Annotated in this window: 18 protein-coding genes and 1 tRNA gene; 11 read left to right on the forward strand and 8 right to left on the reverse strand. The window is 65.2% G+C overall.

Annotated elements, in window-relative coordinates:
- The first annotated feature begins 389 nt into the window (after window positions 1-389).
- The 3 genes from MLE18_RS13645 to MLE18_RS13655 are packed head-to-tail and all read left to right on the forward strand — an operon-like array spanning window position 390 to window position 3,107.
- Window positions 390-1,469, forward strand: coding sequence for a type IV pilus twitching motility protein PilT (locus MLE18_RS13645; protein ID WP_243439356.1), 1,080 nt, complete (start codon window positions 390-392; stop codon window positions 1,467-1,469).
- 28 nt (window positions 1,470-1,497) lie between these two features.
- The gene (locus tag MLE18_RS13650) at window positions 1,498-2,673 is read left to right on the forward strand and encodes a type IV pilus twitching motility protein PilT (RefSeq protein WP_243439357.1); all 1,176 of its coding nucleotides are present in this window, start codon (window positions 1,498-1,500) and stop codon (window positions 2,671-2,673) included.
- Entirely contained in the window at window positions 2,670-3,107 is a 438-nt protein-coding gene (locus MLE18_RS13655; RefSeq protein ID WP_243439358.1) for a hypothetical protein, read from the forward strand. Before MLE18_RS13650 ends, MLE18_RS13655 begins: the two co-directional genes overlap by 4 nt.
- 155 nt (window positions 3,108-3,262) lie before the next feature.
- Here the strand turns inward: MLE18_RS13655 and MLE18_RS13660 are convergent, their stop codons facing one another.
- Complete coding sequence (locus tag MLE18_RS13660) at window positions 3,263-4,951, reverse strand: GspE/PulE family protein (RefSeq protein ID WP_243439359.1); 1,689 nt, start codon at window positions 4,949-4,951, stop codon at window positions 3,263-3,265.
- A 280-nt stretch (window positions 4,952-5,231) separates the two neighbouring features.
- On the opposite strand from MLE18_RS13660, the gene MLE18_RS13665 reads away from it, so the two are divergent.
- Window positions 5,232-6,500 carry an EAL and HDOD domain-containing protein gene (locus MLE18_RS13665; RefSeq protein ID WP_243439360.1) on the forward strand — a complete coding sequence of 423 codons (1,269 nt, stop codon included), beginning with the start codon at window positions 5,232-5,234 and terminating at the stop codon, window positions 6,498-6,500.
- A 223-nt stretch (window positions 6,501-6,723) separates the two neighbouring features.
- On the opposite strand, the gene MLE18_RS13670 is transcribed toward MLE18_RS13665, so the two are convergent.
- Window positions 6,724-6,870 carry a DUF3096 domain-containing protein gene (locus MLE18_RS13670; protein ID WP_243439361.1) on the reverse strand — a complete coding sequence of 49 codons (147 nt, stop codon included), beginning with the start codon at window positions 6,868-6,870 and terminating at the stop codon, window positions 6,724-6,726.
- Window positions 6,871-7,200: 330 nt separating this feature from the next.
- Between MLE18_RS13670 and MLE18_RS13675 the strand changes: the two genes are divergently transcribed.
- Window positions 7,201-7,623 carry a hypothetical protein gene (locus MLE18_RS13675; RefSeq protein ID WP_243439362.1) on the forward strand — a complete coding sequence of 141 codons (423 nt, stop codon included), beginning with the start codon at window positions 7,201-7,203 and terminating at the stop codon, window positions 7,621-7,623.
- A 198-nt stretch (window positions 7,624-7,821) separates the two neighbouring features.
- Here the strand turns inward: MLE18_RS13675 and MLE18_RS13680 are convergent, their stop codons facing one another.
- Window positions 7,822-8,292, reverse strand: coding sequence for a nucleoside 2-deoxyribosyltransferase (locus tag MLE18_RS13680; RefSeq protein ID WP_243439363.1), 471 nt, complete (start codon window positions 8,290-8,292; stop codon window positions 7,822-7,824).
- Window positions 8,293-8,476: 184 nt separating this feature from the next.
- Between MLE18_RS13680 and MLE18_RS13685 the strand changes: the two genes are divergently transcribed.
- Window positions 8,477-9,505, forward strand: a complete 1,029-nt coding sequence (locus tag MLE18_RS13685; RefSeq protein WP_243439364.1) for an aldo/keto reductase — start codon at window positions 8,477-8,479, stop codon at window positions 9,503-9,505.
- A 144-nt stretch (window positions 9,506-9,649) separates the two neighbouring features.
- Here the strand turns inward: MLE18_RS13685 and MLE18_RS13690 are convergent, their stop codons facing one another.
- The 3 genes from MLE18_RS13690 to fdhD form a co-directional block, all read right to left on the reverse strand.
- Window positions 9,650-10,039 carry a hypothetical protein gene (locus MLE18_RS13690; protein ID WP_243439365.1) on the reverse strand — a complete coding sequence of 130 codons (390 nt, stop codon included), beginning with the start codon at window positions 10,037-10,039 and terminating at the stop codon, window positions 9,650-9,652.
- Window positions 10,040-10,124: 85 nt separating this feature from the next.
- Window positions 10,125-11,597 (reverse strand): DUF2334 domain-containing protein, encoded by a 1,473-nt coding sequence (locus tag MLE18_RS13695; RefSeq protein WP_243439398.1) that lies wholly within the window; start codon window positions 11,595-11,597, stop codon window positions 10,125-10,127.
- A 497-nt stretch (window positions 11,598-12,094) separates the two neighbouring features.
- Entirely contained in the window at window positions 12,095-12,865 is a 771-nt protein-coding gene (gene fdhD / locus MLE18_RS13700; protein WP_243439366.1) for a formate dehydrogenase accessory sulfurtransferase FdhD, read from the reverse strand.
- Window positions 12,866-12,990: 125 nt separating this feature from the next.
- Between fdhD and MLE18_RS13705 the strand changes: the two genes are divergently transcribed.
- From MLE18_RS13705 to MLE18_RS13720, 4 genes are all read left to right on the forward strand, one after another.
- Window positions 12,991-13,740 (forward strand): 4Fe-4S dicluster domain-containing protein, encoded by a 750-nt coding sequence (locus MLE18_RS13705; protein ID WP_243439367.1) that lies wholly within the window; start codon window positions 12,991-12,993, stop codon window positions 13,738-13,740.
- A gap of 18 nt (window positions 13,741-13,758) precedes the next feature.
- The gene (locus MLE18_RS13710) at window positions 13,759-15,876 is read left to right on the forward strand and encodes an aldehyde ferredoxin oxidoreductase (RefSeq protein WP_243439368.1); all 2,118 of its coding nucleotides are present in this window, start codon (window positions 13,759-13,761) and stop codon (window positions 15,874-15,876) included.
- Window positions 15,873-16,421 (forward strand): hypothetical protein, encoded by a 549-nt coding sequence (locus MLE18_RS13715; protein ID WP_243439369.1) that lies wholly within the window; start codon window positions 15,873-15,875, stop codon window positions 16,419-16,421. The genes MLE18_RS13710 and MLE18_RS13715 overlap by 4 nt, the downstream gene beginning before the upstream one ends.
- A 128-nt stretch (window positions 16,422-16,549) precedes the next feature.
- Window positions 16,550-17,029 carry an SEL1-like repeat protein gene (locus MLE18_RS13720; RefSeq protein ID WP_243439370.1) on the forward strand — a complete coding sequence of 160 codons (480 nt, stop codon included), beginning with the start codon at window positions 16,550-16,552 and terminating at the stop codon, window positions 17,027-17,029.
- Window positions 17,030-17,178: 149 nt separating this feature from the next.
- Here MLE18_RS13720 and MLE18_RS13725 read toward each other — a convergent pair.
- Window positions 17,179-17,259 (reverse strand) — tRNA-OTHER (locus MLE18_RS13725).
- 151 nt (window positions 17,260-17,410) lie between these two features.
- Here MLE18_RS13725 and MLE18_RS13730 point away from each other — a divergent pair.
- The gene (locus tag MLE18_RS13730; protein ID WP_243439371.1) at window positions 17,411-18,688 is read left to right on the forward strand and encodes a tyrosine-type recombinase/integrase; all 1,278 of its coding nucleotides are present in this window, start codon (window positions 17,411-17,413) and stop codon (window positions 18,686-18,688) included.
- Between the two features lie 585 nt (window positions 18,689-19,273).
- Here MLE18_RS13730 and MLE18_RS18005 read toward each other — a convergent pair.
- Window positions 19,274-19,402, reverse strand: coding sequence for a hypothetical protein (locus MLE18_RS18005; RefSeq protein ID WP_272881672.1), 129 nt, complete (start codon window positions 19,400-19,402; stop codon window positions 19,274-19,276).
- Window positions 19,403-19,472: the final 70 nt, after the last annotated feature.

Here is a 19,472-nt window from a genome sequence, read left to right on the forward strand (position 1 = left end):
CAAGCGGCGATCACGAATCGGCACCGGTCAGGGAAATTTCCGGGCTGCTCCGCTTGATGATCTCCGATAAAACCGTCACGGGTTTCCGAATTCCTTACCAGGCATAGTTGCATTGATAGTCATCCCGCATGACCTCAAGCAGCATGGTCTGAACGTGGCCACAGCTGCCTTGCTCCTTGCCCACCGCAGCCCCCCCTCTCCAGGACAACAGAGCCGGTATTGGGCCACACCTTCATGGCTCGCGGCCACCCGCCTCGGCAACTCCCAGTGGACGCGGCGCGCCGCCGTCGATAGACAGGAGAGGCGGCTGCGGCGCGAAGCCCCGCCCGGCCTCCCGCCGCCCCGGCTCCCCAACGGGCCGTGCGCCCAGAACCCAACGTGGAGTCACCATGGCCCAGATCGACGCATTCTTTTCCATGATGCACGAGCTCGGCGCGTCGGACCTGCACCTCTCCAGCGGGTCCCAGCCCGTCATCCGGCTGCACGGCGTGCTGCAGCGGGTGAAGTTCAAGGTCCTGGAGCACGAGGAGCTCAAGAAGCTGCTTTTCGAGATCACTCCCGAACCCAAGATCAAGGAGTTCGAGGAGACCGGCGACGTGGACTTCGCCTACGCCGTGCCCGGCATCTCGCGCTACCGCGTGAACTTCTACAACCAGAGCCGGGGCGTAGCCGCCGCCTTCCGCACCATCCCGGAGAAGGTGCTGAGCCTGGAGGAGTTGGGCATGCCGCCCATCCTGACGGACCTGTGCAAGCTGCCCAAGGGTTTGGTGCTGGTCACCGGCCCCACGGGCTCGGGCAAGTCCACCACGCTGGCGGCCATGATCGACTACATCAACACCCAGCGCCAGGAGCACATCCTCACCATCGAGGACCCCATCGAATTCCTGCACCAGCCCAAGAACTGCCTCGTCAACCAACGAGAGGTCGGAAGGGACACGAAAAGTTTCACCTCGGCTCTGCGCGGGGCCCTTCGTGAGGACCCGGACGTGATCCTGGTGGGTGAAATGCGCGACCTGGAGACGATCCGCCTGGCCCTGGAGGCCGCCGAAACCGGCCACCTGGTGTTCTCCACCCTGCACACGATCAGCGCCTCCAAGACCGTGGACCGCATCATCGAGGTCTTCCCCGGCGACCAGCAGGAGCAGATTCGCTCGGCCCTGTCCGAGTCGCTGCGCGGCGTGGTGGCCCAGACGCTCTTCAAGCGCGTCGACAAGCCGGGCCGGGCCTGCGCCCTGGAGATCCTGGTGGCTCTGCCCTCGGTGCGCAACCTCATCCGCGAGAAGCGCACCTTCCAGATCAACTCCGTCATCGAGACGGGCAAGAACCAGGGCATGCAGACCCTGGACGACGCCATCATGGAGCTCTACCAGGCCAGGAAGATCTCCATTGAGGACGCCTACAACAAGGCCATCCAGAAGGCCCGCTTCAAGGAATTCCTGCCCCAGCCGCCAAGCGGCCTGGACGAATGACGCAGCGCCCGCACACGGAGGCACACGCATGCTCAGATCGCACTTCGACCATCTCGTGGGGCTGGCCCTGGCGCAGGCCCCCTCACTCTCCGACCTGCTCTTCACCGTGGGCAAACGCCCCCAGGCCGAGCAGCACGGCGGCCTTGGAGACCTGGACCTGCCCCTCGGCGCCCTGACGGCCCGCCAGACGGAGGCCATGGCCCAGGTGCTCATGGGCCGCTCCGTCAGGCTCTACAAGGACCTGGTGGCCAAGGGCTCCTGCGACCTCTCCTACGAGCACCCCTCGCGCATCCGCTTCAGGGTGAACATCTTCTGGCAGCGCGGCTCCCTGGCGCTGGTGCTCAGGCAGCTTTCCTCCAGTGCGCCCACCATGGCCGGGCTCGGCCTGCCCGCCCTCTTCGCCGACATGGCCAAGGAGAAGTTCGGCCTCATCCTGGTCACGGGCGCCACTGGCACGGGCAAATCCACCTCGCTGGCCGCGCTCATCGACGAAATCAACGACAAGTCCGCCGTGCACATCATCACCCTGGAAGACCCGGTGGAGTTCGTGCACCCGCACAAGCGCGGCACCGTGAACCAGCGCGAACTCGGGCAGGACTTCGACAACTTCGCCTCCGGCCTGCGCGCCGCCCTGCGCCAGGCGCCCAAGGTGATCCTGGTGGGCGAAATGCGCGACCGCGAGACCGTGGAGACGGCCATGCAGGCCGCCGAAACCGGCCACCTGGTGCTTGGCACCCTGCACACCTCGGACACGGGCCAGACCATCAACCGCATCATCGGCATGTTCGACATCAGCGAGGAGCGGCTCATACGCCAGCGCCTGGCGGCCAGCCTCAAGTTCGTTGTCTCCCAACGCCTCATGTCCAAGACGGGCGGCGGGCGCGTGGCGGCCTTCGAGATTTTGCGCAACAACCTCCAGATCCGCGAAATCATCATGACCGGGGAGAACGGGGAGAAAACCTACTACGGCACCGTGGAGAACGGCTCCACCTTCGGCATGTTCACCTTCGACCAGTACCTGCTGGGCCTCTACGAGAAGAACCTCGTGGACCGCGACACCGCCCTGGCCAACGCCACGGACCGCGCCAAGCTGACCCTGGCCATCGACCAGGTGCGCCTGGCCCGGGGCGAGAAGGTCTCCGACCTGGGCGAGCTCAAGCTCGACCTGGACTACAACCAGCCCGCCGGGGAGGACGACCTATGAGCGAGCAGACCGCAATCCGCGAACCCGAGATGATCCCCTACGGGATGAAGGTGGCGCTCCTGTGCCTGGACGCCGGCCCCTGGCGCGACGCGGCCAAGGCCTACTTCACCGCCCAGGGCCACTACCTGCTGGACGAGCCCGACGCGGCCGGGGCGGCAGCGGCCCTGCGCGTGAACGCCATAGATGTGGTGGTGGCGCACGAATCCAAGAAGGAAGCCCTGGAGGAGCTGCACGCCCGCCCTGGGCTCAAACGGCGCGACACCACGCTCTTCGTGGTGGGGGCCCAGCCCAGCCTGGACTCCTGGGGGGCGTTCCTGGCCGGGGCGGACTGGCTGCTGGCCGAGGCCGACGCGCCCAGGGCCGCCGAGCTTCTCGCCGAAGGGCTCAAGCGCCAGGAGGCCCAGCGGGAACTCTGGCGGCTGGCGCAAGAATAGGAAGGAAGCACCGGCCGTTCCGCGCCGGTTCAAGCAGCCTTTTTCTGAACTGCTGCAGGCGTCACGCAGAAAAAACCAAACCCTCGCGTATCCCGGATACGCGAGGGTTCAACGTTTCGAGGCGGCTCAGCCTGCGGGAAACCGGGGAGGCGCTGCTAGAAGAACGCGATGCTGGCCGCTTCCTCAATTGTAGAAAGCCCCGCGGCCACCTTGGCCATGGCGTCCATCTTCAGGGTGGAGAACACCCCGGCCTCCACGGCGGCGTGTTCGATCTCGCGAGCCGAGGCCTTGCGCATGATCAAATCCTGCACCATGTCGTCCACGTAGAGCACCTCGTACACGCCCACGCGCCCGGCGTAGCCCAGGCCGTTGCACTCCGGGCAGCCCTTGCCGCGCATGAAGTTCACGTCCTTGAGGTTGCCCAGGCCGAAGAGCTTCAGGAACTCCGGCGCGGGCTGGTAGGCTTCCTTGCACTTTTGGCAGACGCGGCGCATCAGGCGCTGGCCCACGGCCACGGCCAGGGTGGAGGCCACCAGGAAGGGCTCGATGCCCATCTCGGAGAGCCGGGTCAGGGCCTGGCAGGCCGTGTTGGTGTGCACTGTGGAGAGCACCTTGTGGCCCGTGAGCGCGGACTGCACGGCGATGCCGGCAGTCTCGCCGTCGCGGATCTCGCCCACCATGATGATGTCCGGGTCCTGGCGGAGGATGGCCCGCAGGCCAGAGGCGAAGGTCATGCCCGCGCGCACGTTGAGCTGCACCTGGCGGATGGTCTCGATGCGGTACTCCACCGGGTCTTCCAGGGTGATGATGTTCACCCCGGGCTGGTCCAGCTGGCGCAGGGCCGCGTAGAGCAGCGTGGTCTTGCCCGAACCTGTGGGGCCGGTGGCCAGGATCAGGCCGAAGGGGCGGTCCATGCCGCGTTGGAGCTTGGCCTTGTCGGCATCGCTGACGCCCAGCTCCTCCATGGAGCTGCCCCGCGAGGAGCGCATCAACAGTCGCAACACCAGGTTCTCGCCGTGGATGGTGGGCAGTGTGGAGGCGCGCACGTTGACCTCCTTGCCGTCGAGCACGAAGGAGAAGCGGCCGTCCTGCGGGATGCGCGAGATGGTGATGTCCATATTGGCCAGCAGCTTCAGGCGCGAGAGCACCGTCAGGAACACGGACTTGGGCGGAGTGGGATATTCGCGCAGCTCACCGTCGATGCGGAAGCGCATCTGGATGGTGTTGGCCATGGGCGAAAGATGGATGTCCGAGGCGCGCTCACGCACGGCCTGGGCCAGGATCTGGTTCACCAGGCGCACCACCGGGGCTTCCTGCACGGCGGACTGCAGCGACCCGGCCAGGTCCATGCCCTCCTCGGCCTCGTCGCCGGACTGCACCGAAAGCTCGTCGATGGTGCCCAGCATGTCGCCCAGGTGGGACTGGACGCCGTACTGCCCGGCCATGAGCTCTTCAAGCTCGGACCGGGTGCAGAACACGGGCTCCACTTCCAGCATGGCCACCCGCTCCACCTGGTCCAGGCGGTTGATGCTCTCCGGGTCAGCCGTGACCACGTAGAGCACGCCGCGCTCCAGCTTGACAGGCACCAGGTCCAGCTTGCGGGCCATGTCCTCCGGGAGGTACTCCTTGAGGGCCTTGTCGAGGGGGTATTTTTCGGCGGAATACTTGTCGATCTTGAGCTCGCGGCTGATGAAGTCCATGAGCTCGTTCTCGTTGAGGCGCCCCTGGTGCATGAGGTACTCGACGATCTTCCAGCCGGATTTTCGCTGGATCTGCCGGACCTGATCCACCTCAGACTTGCTGATCAGGCCGGAATCGACGAGTTTTTCGTGTAGAGCCTTCATGCGCGTGCGTTCCCCAATGAAATTCGAGTGCGCTTCCTAATAGCCATCTTGTCCCATCCTGTCCATTGAAGACGGCAGGAGGGCGACCGCCACGAATGGTGCGAGCCCGCCAGGCGGCGACAGTTTACATCCGCCAAGAAACTCATGCTGGGATATGCGGGGCTTGCGCCGCCGACAGGCCTGGCGCAGGCCCCAGCCCGCCGGGAGCGCCCGGTACGAAATGGACAGCGGGAACAAGCTGGGGTAGGAACACCGAAGCCCCAGCAGAAGGAAGCCGTTCATGCCCACGGAATCGTCCACCCAGATCTACGTCGACACGTTCTTCGCCCGGCAGCCCATATTCGACGCCGAGAAGCGCGTCTACGGCTACGAGCTGCTCTACCGCAACAGCCCCCTGGAGCAGTCCGCCAACTTCACGGACAAGGATGTGGCCACCCTCACGGTGATCTCCAACTCCCTGCTCTCCCCCCTGACGGCTCCGGACCAGGCGGGCAAGAAGGTGTTCATCCACTTCTCGCGCATGTCCATCATCTCCAACGTGCACACCGCCCTGGCCCCGCAAACCACCGTCATCGAGGTGGAGCCTGTGCGCGAGCTCTCCCCGGAATACGAATCCGCCCTGACCGAGGCCAAGCGGCAGGGATACAGCCTGGCGCTCAACCAGTTCATACCGGGCAAGTGCTCTCGCCGCCTGGTGGAGCTCTCCGACGTGATCTTCCTGGATACGCTCCAGCTCTCCGAGGATGAGCTGCTGCGCTCCATCGAGGGCCTCAAGGGCTTCAACTGCAAGCTCGCGGCCAAGCGCGTGGAGGACGACGCCCAGTTCCAGCTGGCCAAGAAGCTCGGCTTCCACCTGTTCCAGGGGTTCTTCTTCGAGAAGCCCATCATCGTGCCGGGACGCAAGCTGCCCTCCAACAGGATCACGCGGCTCAACATCTACCGCACCCTGGAAAAGAACGGCATGGACCTGGAGGAGCTGACCCGCAACATCGAAGCCGACGTGTCCATCAGCTTCAGGCTGCTGACCTTCATCAACTCCCTGGCCTTCGGGCTGCGCTACAAGGTGGACTCCATCAAGCACGCCACCCGCCTGCTTGGCTGGCAGCAGATCAAGAACTGGCTGTGGCTGGTGGTGCTCTCCGACGTGATGCCAGACGACAAGACCTCCGAGCTTCCCTACCTCTCCTCCATCAGGGCCAAGTTCCTGGAGCGCGCGGCCGCGAACCACAACGTGCGCGAATTCTCGCCCGACACGCTGTTCCTCATGGGCCTGTTCTCCCTGCTGGAGCCCATGCTGGATACGCCCATGCGCGAACTGGTGGCCTCCCTGCCCCTGGATGAGGAGGTCAAGGCCGCCCTCTGCGGCGAGAAGAACCGCTACAGCGACTGGCTGAGCATCGCCCGCTGCTTCGAATCGGGAGACTGGAGCAGGCTCGACGGGCTGACGCAGGCGCTGGGCCTGGACCCCATCGTCCTGGCCAGTTCCTACTGCGAGGCGCTGACCTGGTCCAAGTCGCTCTACGAACAGTCGGCCGACAACGCCTGCTGATTCACAGCCCGCCCTCCGCTCTCCCGAAGTTCATCCGGAAGGACAGCCAGCAATCCCCGTGCAAGCCGCACGGCGCTCGCCGGGGCATCCTCCCGGCCTTGACCGCGCCCACGGAGTGAGCACCCCGGCCCTTGCGGCGGAGGGTCCAGCCCCGGGCGTCCCGTCCGGCGGGCCTCGACGGCGAAACCGGATCACGCGCCGGACGGACCGCCCCCCCGGGCGGTCACATCATTCTGCCGTGGGTGAGGCCGAGAATGCCCACGACGATCAGGTACACGGCCACGATGTAGTTCAGCAGCCGGGGCATGATCAGGATGAGGATGCCTGCCATCAATGAGATGATCGGCTGTAAGGATACGTTGAAAACCATGGCGTCGCTCCTGGAGAGAGGGTTGATTTCGGCCCAGGCGCAACTTCCGCCGCGGTCCCCGCAGCGGGCCCATGCGAAGGCCTTGCAATCAGCATAGCACAACCGGAACCATTTGCCATGACTTCTCGCGGCGGCCCGACGCTCAAGACCGCCTCCAGCGCTCAAAAGCCCCTTCCAGCCGCCTCCGCCCTCCCCAAGGCAGAATGAATCGCGCCCGCCCCGCCGGCGCACCCCAACTTCCCTGTTGTAGGAGCGGGCCGCTTCGCGCTACGTGAACCCGGCCCCGCGTCCGTGTAAGCGTCGGGTGCGACGCATCGTGAAGGAGTACCGATGAAGACCATCGCCACGGGCTTGTGCGTGCTGTTGCTGCTGAGCGCCTGCGCCGTCTACAAGGACAAGCAGGGCCAGACCCACTACGAGGTGCTGCCTCCCCCCCAGGAAGTGACCGTCGTGCATGCGCCGCCGCCTCCGCCACCGCCGCCAGCCTATTACTACGTCCCGGCCCCGCCACCGCCGCCCCCGGCCTACTACTACGCTCCGCCACCGCCGCCCGCCGTCATTTACGAGCGCCGGGGCGGCGGATACAACCCCGAGCACGATCGCAGCAAGCGCGTGCAAGCGAACTGCAACACCGTCTGGACTGGCTGCGCCAACAACTGCAACACCATCGCCAACGCCACGCAACGGGCGGTGTGCATCGGCAACTGCAACCACTCACGGGACCTGTGCATCAAGAAAGGGCTGGGATACTGAGCCGCCAGCGGCAAGTACGAAAGAAGGCCGGGAGCGATACGACGCTCCCGGCCTTTTTTATGCTATCCAGCGAAATGGGTGGGCGAGGCGCGGCCCCCGCCCAAGGCGATAGGGGAGTTGCGTCAGGGAACGGAGCGGGAGCCGCGCACCCGTTAGACGCTCCCGGCCGCCCGCCGGGTTACACCCGGACGCCTAAGATCACCGGCCCCGGCGGCCCGCCGCGCGCTCGCGCAACACCCGCAGCAGCTCGTCCGTGCTGGTGACGATCCGCTCGCAGCTGGCCTGGATCATGGCGTTCACCAGCGAGCCGGGCACGTCCCCCGCCAGGCGGAAGTCCGTGCGCACCCCGATGACCGGGATGCAGCGGGCGTGGGCGAAGCCGATCTCCCAGGCGGTGCCGTCGTCCACCTGGGGGCCGTCCAGCAGGGCCACCACCAGGGAGCACACGGCCAGGGCGTCCCGGCAGGCCTCCATCACCTTGCGAGGGGCATCCTGGCCCCAGCCGGGGATATCCTCCGGGTCGAACAGCTCGTAGGGCCAGACGACCCCCCTGCCGGTTTCGGCCTCTATGCGGGCCTTAGTGGCCCGGTGCCAGGCCCTGGTGCCCTCGCAGAAAAGGGGGCCCGCCAGGTAGATGCGGTCGAGTTCGGGGGGGATGGCGACGCTCATGGTTGTTCTCCGCTCAAAAGGTCGTGACGCACGCAGCAGTAGCCCCTTCCCCGCCGCGAAACAACCGTTCGCAAGGCTCCGGGTCTGTTGCGGGGAGCCCGCACCGGGCGTATGACGTGGCGAAAAGCCGCGCAGCGCCCGGCAGGGCGGGACGCGGCAGCCACACCGGCATCAAGGAGCAGCCATGCGCCACATCCCGCTCGGCGGCACGGGCATACAGGTTTCGGAGGTCGGCTTCGGCGGCATCCCCATCATCCGGCTCGATTCCGGCCAGGCCCAGCGCGTGGTCCGGCACGCCCTGGACCGGGGCGTGAACTTCATCGACACAGCCCACATGTATCTCGACAGTGAGGAGAAGATCGGCAAGGCCGTCGCCGGGCGCAGGCAGGAGGTCGTGCTGGCCTCCAAGACCATCCAGCGCCAGGGCGGCCCGGCCCTGGAGCAGCTGGAGACGAGCCTGCGTAGGATCGGCACGGACCACATCGAGCTCTACCAGTTCCACCAGGTCTCCCAGGATGCCGACCTGGATGCCCTCCTGGCCCCGAGCGGGGCCTACGAGGCTCTCTCCAAGGCCAGGGACGCGGGCAAGATCGGGCACCTGGGCATCAGCTCGCACAACCTGGCCATGGCCGTCCGGCTGGTGGAGACCGGTCTGTTCGCCACCATCCAGTTCCCGCTCAACTTCATCGAGACCGCCGCCCTGGACGAGCTCATCCCCAAGGCGCGGGCCGCGGGCATGGCCTACCTGGCCATGAAACCCTTCGCCGGGGGCATGATCGACAGCGCCAGGACCGCCTTCGCCTACCTGCGCCAGCACCCGGACTGCATCCCCCTGCCCGGCTTCGACACCATCGAGGGCGTGGACGAGGTGCTGGACCTCTACGAATCGCCCAACGCGCTCGACGAAGAGGCCCGGACCGGGATGGAGCGCATCGTGGGCGAGCTGGGCGGGCGCTTCTGCCACCGCTGCGAATACTGCCAGCCCTGCCCCCAGGGCGTGCGCATCACCCCGGCCATGATGTACCGGGTGGTCTCCATCCGCATGTCGCCGCGGACGGCCGCGTCCTTCAGCGCGGTGGCCATGGAGAGCGTGCGTCAGTGCGTGGACTGCGGCGAGTGCCTGGAGAAATGCCCCTACGGCCTGCCCATCCCGGAGATGCTCCGCGAGCACCTGGAGCTGTACGACGCGCACAGGCTGCTGCCCAAGCCCTGAAACTGGTTCGCCCGAGGTGGACATGCGGCCGCTTGATCGGCCCGGGCAATCCGAGCCAGTGCGTTCGCGGTGGCAAGCTCGCCCGAAGTTCTCATGCGGCGGCTCTCACCACGGTGGGCCGCCGCTTCGCGTTCGGGCCGGGGCTCACTCGCCCAGTTCGAGGTAGGTCTCGCCGGACTTCAGGAATTCCTTGATTTTCTTGTACATCTGACTGGCCTTGCGGGATGCCTCCACGGCGGCCTTGGGGTCGCTCACGCGGGCGTTGAGCGTGTAGAAGCTCATGGAGGGCTGCGAGAACTGCACGGCGATGACCAGCGGGAGCGCACCGCCCGCGTCCTTGATCATGGCGGCCACCTTGGCCTCGTCCGCGCCTTCGATGGGGTTGAGCAGGCTCACGGTGGCGTGCTGGTTGGCGTTGAGGGTGGTCTTTCCGTAGTGGATCCACTTGCCCTGGGCTTCGGCCGCAAAGGCCTGGCCGCAGAGGGCCAGGGTCAAGAGCAGGGCCGGGACGAGATTCCTGAAGAACTTGAGCATGGATGCGCCCTCCGTATGGGTTGCGAAGTGATACGGAAAGTACGCGAATGCGCCCGGATGGCAAGCCGCTCCCCGGGCGAAGGCTTCACTGCGCCTGAAGCAGCAATGCGGCTATCCCACCCACCGGGGCCGCCGGAGGCGCTTTGCCCACCGGCACGAAGGTGTAGCCCTCGGCCTGAATGCCCTCCACCATCTCCTTGAGGTAGGCAACGTCGATGAAGGGGTGGAAGTAGCACCCGGCCCAGCCGTCGCGAACCACCTTCACCAGCCGGGCCAGCGCGATGGCGTCGGCCGGAAGGCGCGGGGGCGACTCGTACGGGCTTATGTAGTTGCAGGTCTCGGGCAGCCGTTTCGTGCCGTAGGCGTCGCGGTCGATGGTGTAGGGGGCGTATTGCTCCCTGAACTGATATTTCCCGTTGGAATCCTGCACGAAGTAGACCCCCCGGTCCAACGCCAGGGGAAAGAAGCGGTTGAACACGGCGTAATCCGTGGGCGAGGCCAAATAATGGGGGGTGAGCCAGGCCACGGGGTATAGGTTGCTCTTCTTGAGCAGGCTCAGGCCCTGGGTCAGCCGGTCCGTGGCCCACTGCTCGCTGTCCTCCGGGATGAAGCCCACGTACCGCGTGGACCCGTCGGCCTTGCGCGTGACCCGGTAGAATTCCCAGTCGTCGGCGCTGACCCCGGTCTCGGGATTTTTCGCGTTTGAGTACTGATGGGTGTAGCCGTGCATGATCACGCGGCCTCCCCGCCTGGTCATGTACTGCACGGCCGCGAGCACCTCCGGCACGTCGGACCAGGTGGAGGAGTAGGGTTTCTCGTAGACGTGACGCGGGTCCTCGTATTGGGGGATCACGCTGATGGCGAAGGGGATCTTGCGTGAATGCAGGTAGTCAGCGATGGCCCTGAGCTGCGCCGGGTCCTGGTGGGTGTGCACGTCTTCGATGCGCAGCACGGCCTGGTGTTTTTCGGCCACGCCGCTCTCCAGCACGTCGTGCAGCATGTCGCAAAAGGCCAGCGCCCTGTCCGCGTACACCACGTTGTCGAAGGGGTTGTCCGCAACGAAAGAGAGGTTTTTCGAGCGCAGGATGTAGGGCGTGGTTTCACCGGCGCTCTTCGCCAGGGCGATCACCTCCGCGTCGGCGCGATCCTCCATCGTGACGACGGCCAGATCCCCGCCGTTTCGCGGCAGGTCTGTCCCCTTGTATTCCACGCGGGACCACTCGGCCGAGTTGACGGATTTCACGTAGGAAAGCCCGAACCTGGCCTGGAACTGCGCCTGCGTGGAGCCCCAGGCGATCTTGTGCAGATTGTAATTGATCCAGACCAGCTTGGTGTTCGTATTCAATACATCGAGAATGAAGTTCTGATTCAGTGTCGCGTTGAATGTCGTGCCCAGGTAAAACACGACATCATAGTTGGCTGACTCGTTTGGCGCATAGGCGTCGACCGGATGCGAGACCACTTCCGTGTTGAAATGGCTGAGAAGATTCTTCAACTGCGTCGTGGAAAGCTCGCCATTCCAGGCCCCGGTCCCTGCTCCGTCGTAGACGACGAGCACGTTTTTCAATGCCTGTGCCCGGATTGGCGCGGCAAGCATCAATACAAGGCATACGGCGGCCCACATCGACCCGACGAACTTCATACGCCACCCTTACGAATTTCGAAGCCACGCCTACACTTGCTGTCGCGGACCGCATAGCACCATGGGGGCTGCTTGCATATACTCCAGACCCAACAAAGCGAGGGCTTCCGGAAAATGAAGCGCGGCCAGGAGTTCCCAGGAGGGGGCGTCAGGTGGGCTCGGGTCCATCCCCGTTAAGGGATGCCCGTTGAGGTGGGGTATGGAGCAACGCGCGGCTCGGACCGACTCCATGACGGACTACTCCATCCCCAAGGACTGGAGCCGCCCGAAATGGGCCAGCCATGCGGACCGCACAATCAGGACGTGGGGCGACGAGAGCCATCAAGCGCGCACGCAAGAACTCAGCCCCAACGGGGAGCGAATGGCGCCCCGCCGGCTGCAATCAATTGAGATCGTTGCATCCGGGGCCGGGCCTAGCCGGCCAGCCTGCCAGGGTCGTTGTAGACCCGGAAGCCGCCCGCGCCGACGTTGCCGATGAGCGTCAGCCCGTGCTCCCGCGCCGCCTCCACGGCCAGGGCCGTGGCCGCAGCCGTGGAGGCCAGCACCGGTATGCCCGCCCGCACGGCCTTGTGCACGATCTCGGAGGCCACCCGCCCGGTGCTCACGATCATCTTGTCCCCGGTGGGCAGCCCCTCCAGCAGGCACTGGCCCGCCAGGGTGTCGATGGCGTTGTGGCGCCCTATGTCGGAGCGGAACAGGAGCATCTCCCCGGCCGAGCACAGCGAGGAGTTGTGGCAGCCGCGGGTTAGCCGGTAGAGGTCCGACCGGGCGTGCAGTTCCTCAGCCAGTCGAACGATTGCCGCCGGGTCCACCCAGCCCTTCCGCAGGGGCGGCGGGGTTTGCGGCAGCGGCTCCGCGCCGCGCACCACGCGCCCGAGCCCCGAGGTCACGCTCAGGGAGTGCGTCTCGGGCAGGCTGGTCCGCAGCGCCACGCGGGCCTCCAGCGCGTCCGGGCCTTCCTCAACGTCCAGGGAGGCGATGTCCCGCGCAGCCTCGATCAGCCCGCAGGAGAGCAGATACCCCGCCGTCAGGAAGCGCGGGTGGGCCCCGGTGAACATGAGCCGCACGAGCTCCCGCCCGTTGACCACGATGCGCAACGGCACCTCGCGGATGGCGCGCACGCGGGCCGTCCGGAACACGCCGTCGCGGTACTCAAGCACATCAAAAGGGAGATCCGTGGTCATGTTCGCTCCGCCGGCCCGAGATTGCCTGCCGGGCTTGCTTGCGCTAGGGATTACAGACATTGACCGGAAAGGCCAAGCCCGGCCGCCCCGGGAGCCAGCCTTGAGCCGTTCAGGCCGGAGGTGGCATGGACCGCGACTTCGACATCACGCGCATCCGCGAGGCCGCCCGCGCCGCGGGGCTGGGGGAAGCGCTTTCCCGGCGGGGGTTCCTGCTCCTGTCCGCGTCCACTGCCGCCGCGATCACCGCGATGGGGCTCTGCGAGGCCCTGGGCGCGGACGCGCCGCTGGTGATCCTGGACAGCGCCAAGGGCATGATCCTGGCCGACCCCACCCGCTGCGTCGGCTGCCAGCGCTGCGAGCTGGCCTGCGTGGAGTACAACGAGGGCAGGTCCCAGCCGTCGCTGGCGCGCATCAAGATAGCGCGCTCCCTCAATTTCGGGCCCGGTGGGCCGGGCGGCGCGCAGGGGGCCTGGGGCAACGGGCTGGTTGTCCAGGGCGTTTGCCGCCAATGCCCGCACCCCGTGCCTTGCGCCTCGGCCTGCCCAAACGACGCGATCCGCCTCGACCCCGCAACCGGGGCGCGCGTGGTGGACGGCCAGGCCTGCGTGGGCTGCAAACTCTGCCAGCGCTCCTGCCCCTGGAACATGCTCGTCTTCGACGAAGAAACCCAGAAGACAACCAAGTGTTTCCTGTGCGGCGGCAGCCCCAAATGCGTGGAGGCCTGCCCGGCCGACGCCCTGCGCTACGTCCCCTGGCGCGACACGACCCGTGAGGCCCCGGCCAGGGCCGCGTCCCTGGCCCTGATAACGTCTGAGAAGACCGCATCCTGCCTGGAATGCCACGTTCCCGGACGCATCGGCGCCGCCTCGAAGTAGGACGGCAAGGAGTTCCCCATGGCCAGCGCTACAGGAGGCTTTGCCGGGAAAGTTCTGCGGGTGGACCTCTCCACGGGCAGAATCAGCACCGAAAGCACCGTTGAGAGATACCAGGGCGTGCTGGGCGGCACGGGCATCGGATACCGCGTGCTCTGGGACGAGGTCCCCGCCGGCACGGGCGCCTTCGACCCGGCCAACAAGCTGGTCTTCGCCACCGGCGTGCTCGCGGGCACGGGCGTGCCGTGCAACGGGCGCACGGCCGTGACCACCATCTTTCCCACCTGCTGGCCCAAGCCCCTGGTGGGCTCCGGGCACATGGGCGGGCAGTTTGCGGCCAAGCTCAAGTACGCGGGCTACGACGCCCTGATCGTCGAAGGCAAGGCCGACCGCCCGGTGTGGATCAGCATCAGCAACTCCCAAGTGCGCATCCGCGACGCGCGCGGCCTCTGGGGCGAGGGCATCCGCCGCGCCACCCTGGATATCAGCCGGGAGATGGGCGGCGACTGCGCCGTGGCGGCCATCGGCCAGGCGGGCGAGAAGCTCGCGCCCATGGCCATCGTGGCCAACTCCGTTTCCCACTCGGCGGGCGGCGTGGGCGGCGTCATGGGCTCCAAGAACCTCAAGGCCGTGGCCGTGCAGGGCGACGGCGCGGTGCGCCTGGCCGGGGACAAGGGCGAGTGGGAGCGTCTGATCAAGTTCCACCTCTCGATCCTGGGCGGCAACAACCAGCATGTGGTGCCGAGCTTCCCCACGCCCCAGTCGGAATACTACAACCCCGGCTCCCGCTGGGTGGGCGAGCCGGGCAGGCGCTGGGGCGCGGCCGAGCCCCCCGTGGAGATCACCGGCAACATCCGCGACCTCAACCGCATCGCCTACCGCACCAACAGCGCGGCCTTCTACCTGGGCGCCAACGCCTGGCAGTACACGGTGCGCGGCAACGGATGCACGGGCTGCCCCATACGCTGCCACACCATCGTCAAGGTGCCCTCCGTGGCGGCGAAGTACGGCGTGGGGGAGATGGGGCAGAACACCTGCGCCGGGCTGCTCTTCGGGCGCGGCTTCTTCAAGAAGCTCGCCGCCGGGGACAAGAGCCACACCTCGCTGGAGGCCTGCATGCTGGGCATGCACCTCGCCGACGACCTGGGCCTCTGGTGCAACTACGGCCAGCTCCAGCGCGACCTCATCAAGCTCTATTACGACGGGACGCTCAAAGCCAAGATTGGGGCCAAGGAATACGACTCCATCCCCTGGGACAAGTATGAGAGCGGCGACCCCGCCTTCCTGCTGGACATGATCCCACGCATCGCCAACCGCCAGGGGGAGCTGGGCGAGGTGCTCAGCCAGGGCACGGCGGGGCTGTTCACAACCTGGTCCATCACGGAGCGGGACTGGAGCCAGGACAAGGAGACGGCCTACTGGAAAATGGGCCACCCCAAGCACCACGCCAACGAGGACGACGGCCAGTGCGGCGTGATCATCAACACCCAGTACAACCGCGACGCCCAATGCCACTCGCACGTCAACTTCGTGCGCAACGGCCTGCCCCTGGCGGTGCAGAAGCGGCTGGCCGCAGAGACCTGGGGCTCGGCCGAGGCGGTGGACGCCGTGGGCGACTACACCCCCGCCAACGTCTACAAGGCGCGCAGGGCCAAGTGGTCGCTCATCCGCAAGGAGCTTCACGACTCCCTGGGCCTGTGCAACTGGATGGGCCCCTGGGTGGCCTCCCCGCTCAAGGAGCGCGGCTACGGCGGCGACGACAGCCTGGAGTCGAAGTTCTTCAGCCTGGCCACCGGCCTGAAAACCAGCCGGGAGGAGCTGGACCAGATGGGCGAGCGCATCTTCGTGCTGCACCGTGCCCTCACCCAGCGCGACATGGGCGAGCCCGACCCGCGCTCCAGCCACGACCGCGTGCCCGACTGGATCTTCAAGGACGCCAACGGCACAGCCCCCTTCAGCAAGGGGACCATCCGCATGGACCGTGAGGACATCGCCAAGGCCATGGACCTGTTCTACGACGTCATGGACTGGGACCGCGCCACGGGCGCCCCCACCATGGAAGCCTACGCCCGGCTGGGCCTCCAGGACGTGGGCAGGAGGATGCAGAATCTCAAGCTGACGCCGGGAACCCGGGGATGAACTTCGGCGGCAAGGACTGGGAAGAGGCCGTTGCCGAGGCCGTCAGGGAGGCCAGCCGCCAGGGCCGGGCCGTGTCGGCGGCCGAAACGCTGGAGGCGCTGACCGCGCAAGGCTTCGACGTCTCCGCGCCGGATGCTGGCGAAAGGGCGGAGGCGGCCCTGCGCGCCCATGCGGGCCTGGCCTCCTTCGCCGGGGCGGACGGCGCGGCGCGCTACCACGACCCCGCCCTGCTCAGCGCCACCTACGCCGGGATCATGGACCGCAAGGCAAGCCCTACGCTGCTCATGGCCGAGGAGATCCGCGCCAACTCGCGGGAATATCCCCGCCCGGTGCCCGTGGAACTGTTCGAGGCCGAGCCCTTCGGGCTCACCCCGGAGCAGATCGGCGAGGCCCTTCGGGCCATGGCCGAAAACCCCGCCTTCGAGGACATCGCCTTCACGACCACCAGCTCAGGGGCGGTCTACCTGTTCTCTTCGAGGAGCCTGGAACCGGGGTACGCCCGGTTCCTGGCCGAACACGCCCAGAACCTGGCCATGAATCCCTGAGGGGGAGAGTATGTCGAGCCTTCTGGCTCGGCGTCATGTTCAGAATGATGTATCGTTGATAAATGAAGACGCGGAATCTCATTACTGGTGAGCCACTAAGATGTTGAAAAAGACAGCGGAGGCAGCAGGTGAACGGTGGCACCGTAATAAAGCGTATTGCTCGCTACACGTTTATTGGCATTGCAGTCCTGGCAGTCATCGCTTTGCTGGTTATAACCAGCAGCAAGATGAAGGACGCTGGTATGATGGCACGCAAAACAGGTGACGGCAATACCGCTGTTTACTACCTGAAGCCGTTAGCATTTCTTGGTGAACGCACGGCGCAACGCCTGCTGGGTGAAATCTACGCTCTCGGACAAGCTGGAATCGATATAAACGATGCAGAGGCAATCTATTGGTTTGGGCGTTGTGGTGTAAGCCTTCCGACAGTTCTCGGCGACGGAGAGAACCCAGCCGCTCCGCATGAAGTTGAGGTAGCCAAGCAATATGCCACCGGAGGCTGGGGAGTTAAGGCCGATCCGGTGGAGTGCGCTAAATGGCTCACGTTGGCTGCCGAGGGAGGCAACAAGGAAGCCCAGGCTTTGCTTGCCCAATCATTTTGTCAGTGAGCAGCGACCTGTCTTGAGCGGGGCCGCGCTTGCAGAAACTCGCCACGCCTAGCTCCGGCTTGCTCCGCTCTTCTTGGAAGCAGGTAGTCCCATAATCAAGCAGGCCAATTTCCCATCTCGAGAAATTGGCCTGAAATCGTGATTGTATTTGGTACCCGAGGTCGGGCTCGAACCGACAAGGAGTTGCCTCCGAGGGATTTTAAGTCCTTATCTTACTGCTTCACACAGGTTCACTAAAATTCAGATGAACCGTTGACTGACAACGCTTTCCAGCCTATCCACCTTCACATTACTTCACCCTGAAACACCCTGCTTCCTCATATTTTGGGGGACAGGTGGGGGACAGAGTTCAAGGGATTGAGAATCCCATGGGGGGGCCAGATGGGCTACACGTGGCACCAGTCGAAACATGAAGGCGTCAGATACCGGGAGCACCCGACACGGAAACACGGGATCAAGCCTGACCAGTATTTCGCCATCCGCTATCGGGTGGATGGCAAGCGCCATGAAGAGGGCCTGGGCTGGGCAAGCCAGGGTTGGACCGCCCAGAAAGCAACGCTTGAACTGTCCAAACTCAAGGAAGCCCACAGAACCGGCGAGGGCGCGGCAACCCTGGCAGAGAAGCGCGCCCAGGCCGAGGCGGATCGCAAAGCCCGATTTGAGGCAGAAGCAAGGAAAATCCGGGAAGCCCTGACCTTCTACGAATTCTTCACTACTCATTACGCTCCCCACGCCAGTCAGGACAAGAAAGCCTCTTCGTTCGTCCGCGAGGATTCTCTCTTCCGCCATTGGATTTCCAAAGCCATCGGCAGCCGCCCTCTGCGCATGATCGGCGCGGTGGACCTTGAACGCCTCAAGCAAACCATGGCGAAGGCCAAGCTCAAGCCCCGCACAATCGAGTATGCCCTGGCCGTCGTGCGCCAAGTGTACAACCATGCCCGACGGACAGGGTTCTACGAAGGGGACTCGCCCACCAAGCTTGTGAAGAAGCCCAAGGTGAACAACGCCAGGCTACGCTACCTTGAGCACGCGGAGGCTAATGCGCTCTTAGAGACCCTCGCGTCGACTAGCCAAGACACATACGCCATGGCCCTCCTTTCTCTTCATTGCGGCCTCAGGTTTGGCGAGATCGCCGCCCTATCTTGGAACAACGTTGACCTCACAAGAAAGGTTCTGACCCTCTTGGACACCAAGCACGGGGATCGGATCGTACCAATGACCAAGAGCGTACACGAGATGCTCCAAGCACGTGCCGCTGAAGGGGACTCCGGAATCCTGTTCCCTCGCCCACCACTACGTCCTTGGAAAGGCATTGCATCGCGCCACGAAGGGATGAAGACAAGCGGCGTCCGTCCAGAGGCGCCTTCCACGTTCAAACGGGCAGTCACAGAACTTGGCCTCAACGAAGGCCGTGAAGACTCCCGGGAGCGCGTCTGCTTCCACACCCTCCGCCACACGTTCGCCAGTTGGCATGTCCTCGCCGGTACAGACCTCTACACGCTAGGCAAGCTCATGGGCCACAAAACCCCGACCATGACCGCCCGGTACGGCCACCTGAGCCCTGAGGGCGCGGCCAGGGCCACGCGAGCCTTCGAGGCCTCCATGACACAGTACGGAAGGGGCGCCAACGTGGCCCCTATTGGCCATGCCACCCCATGACCTCCTCCCCCTTGGCTGCACACTAATAATCAGTACAGGTGTTACATGGCGTGGCCGGCAAAGCTCCTACGGAAGGATGAAAAGTCCATCGAGCGGCCCTCCTTGTCGATCCAGGAAACCCTCGTGCTCCTTCCGCAGAACATAGAGAACGACGGCCTCGTGCATGTGAATTGACCCGACTACTCAAGATTTGGATCGGGTTGTACTGTCTCTTGCTTGGCAAGCGTCCGCTAAGTGAGTCTCGCAGCTGAGCCGCTCTGCCTCGAAGTGCTCCGGCGATCAGTAGCAGAGGTCGAGTGCAGACAGTGTTCATTGGTTCCGGCGATCCAGCGATACAATGCCTCCAGGTAGATCCCCGAGTCCGTACACTCGTTGATCCAGGACAGATGTCCCTTGAACATGCGTATAAAGCGCCCTGTATCCGCTTTGCCTTTGGGGTTGGGTTAGCGGGCGGAAACCTAGTTGATGCCAGTGGACCAGCGGTCTTCATGAATCTCACTGACGTCAGCTGCCAGTCTTAGTCGGACATCAGGTTGAGGCCAGCTCCCCGCGCGAATTCGGGAAACTGGCGGCTCACGGCCTTGTTCAGGGTAGCCGACAGCGCCACGCCCCGGCCTGCAAACCGGCATAATGCCTAACGACCTTCTTTGTGTGCCAGCCCAGCACGATCACCCTGTAGACCAAGCCGAAGCCTTCGATCATCACCTTGGTCATGTCGATGCCCCACCACTGATTTGGCCTTGTAGGCCTTGGCTTGTTGCTGGTCGGTTTACGCTTGGCCTTG

The organism is Fundidesulfovibrio soli, from assembly GCF_022808695.1.
GTDB lineage: Bacteria > Desulfobacterota > Desulfovibrionia > Desulfovibrionales > Desulfovibrionaceae > Fundidesulfovibrio > Fundidesulfovibrio soli.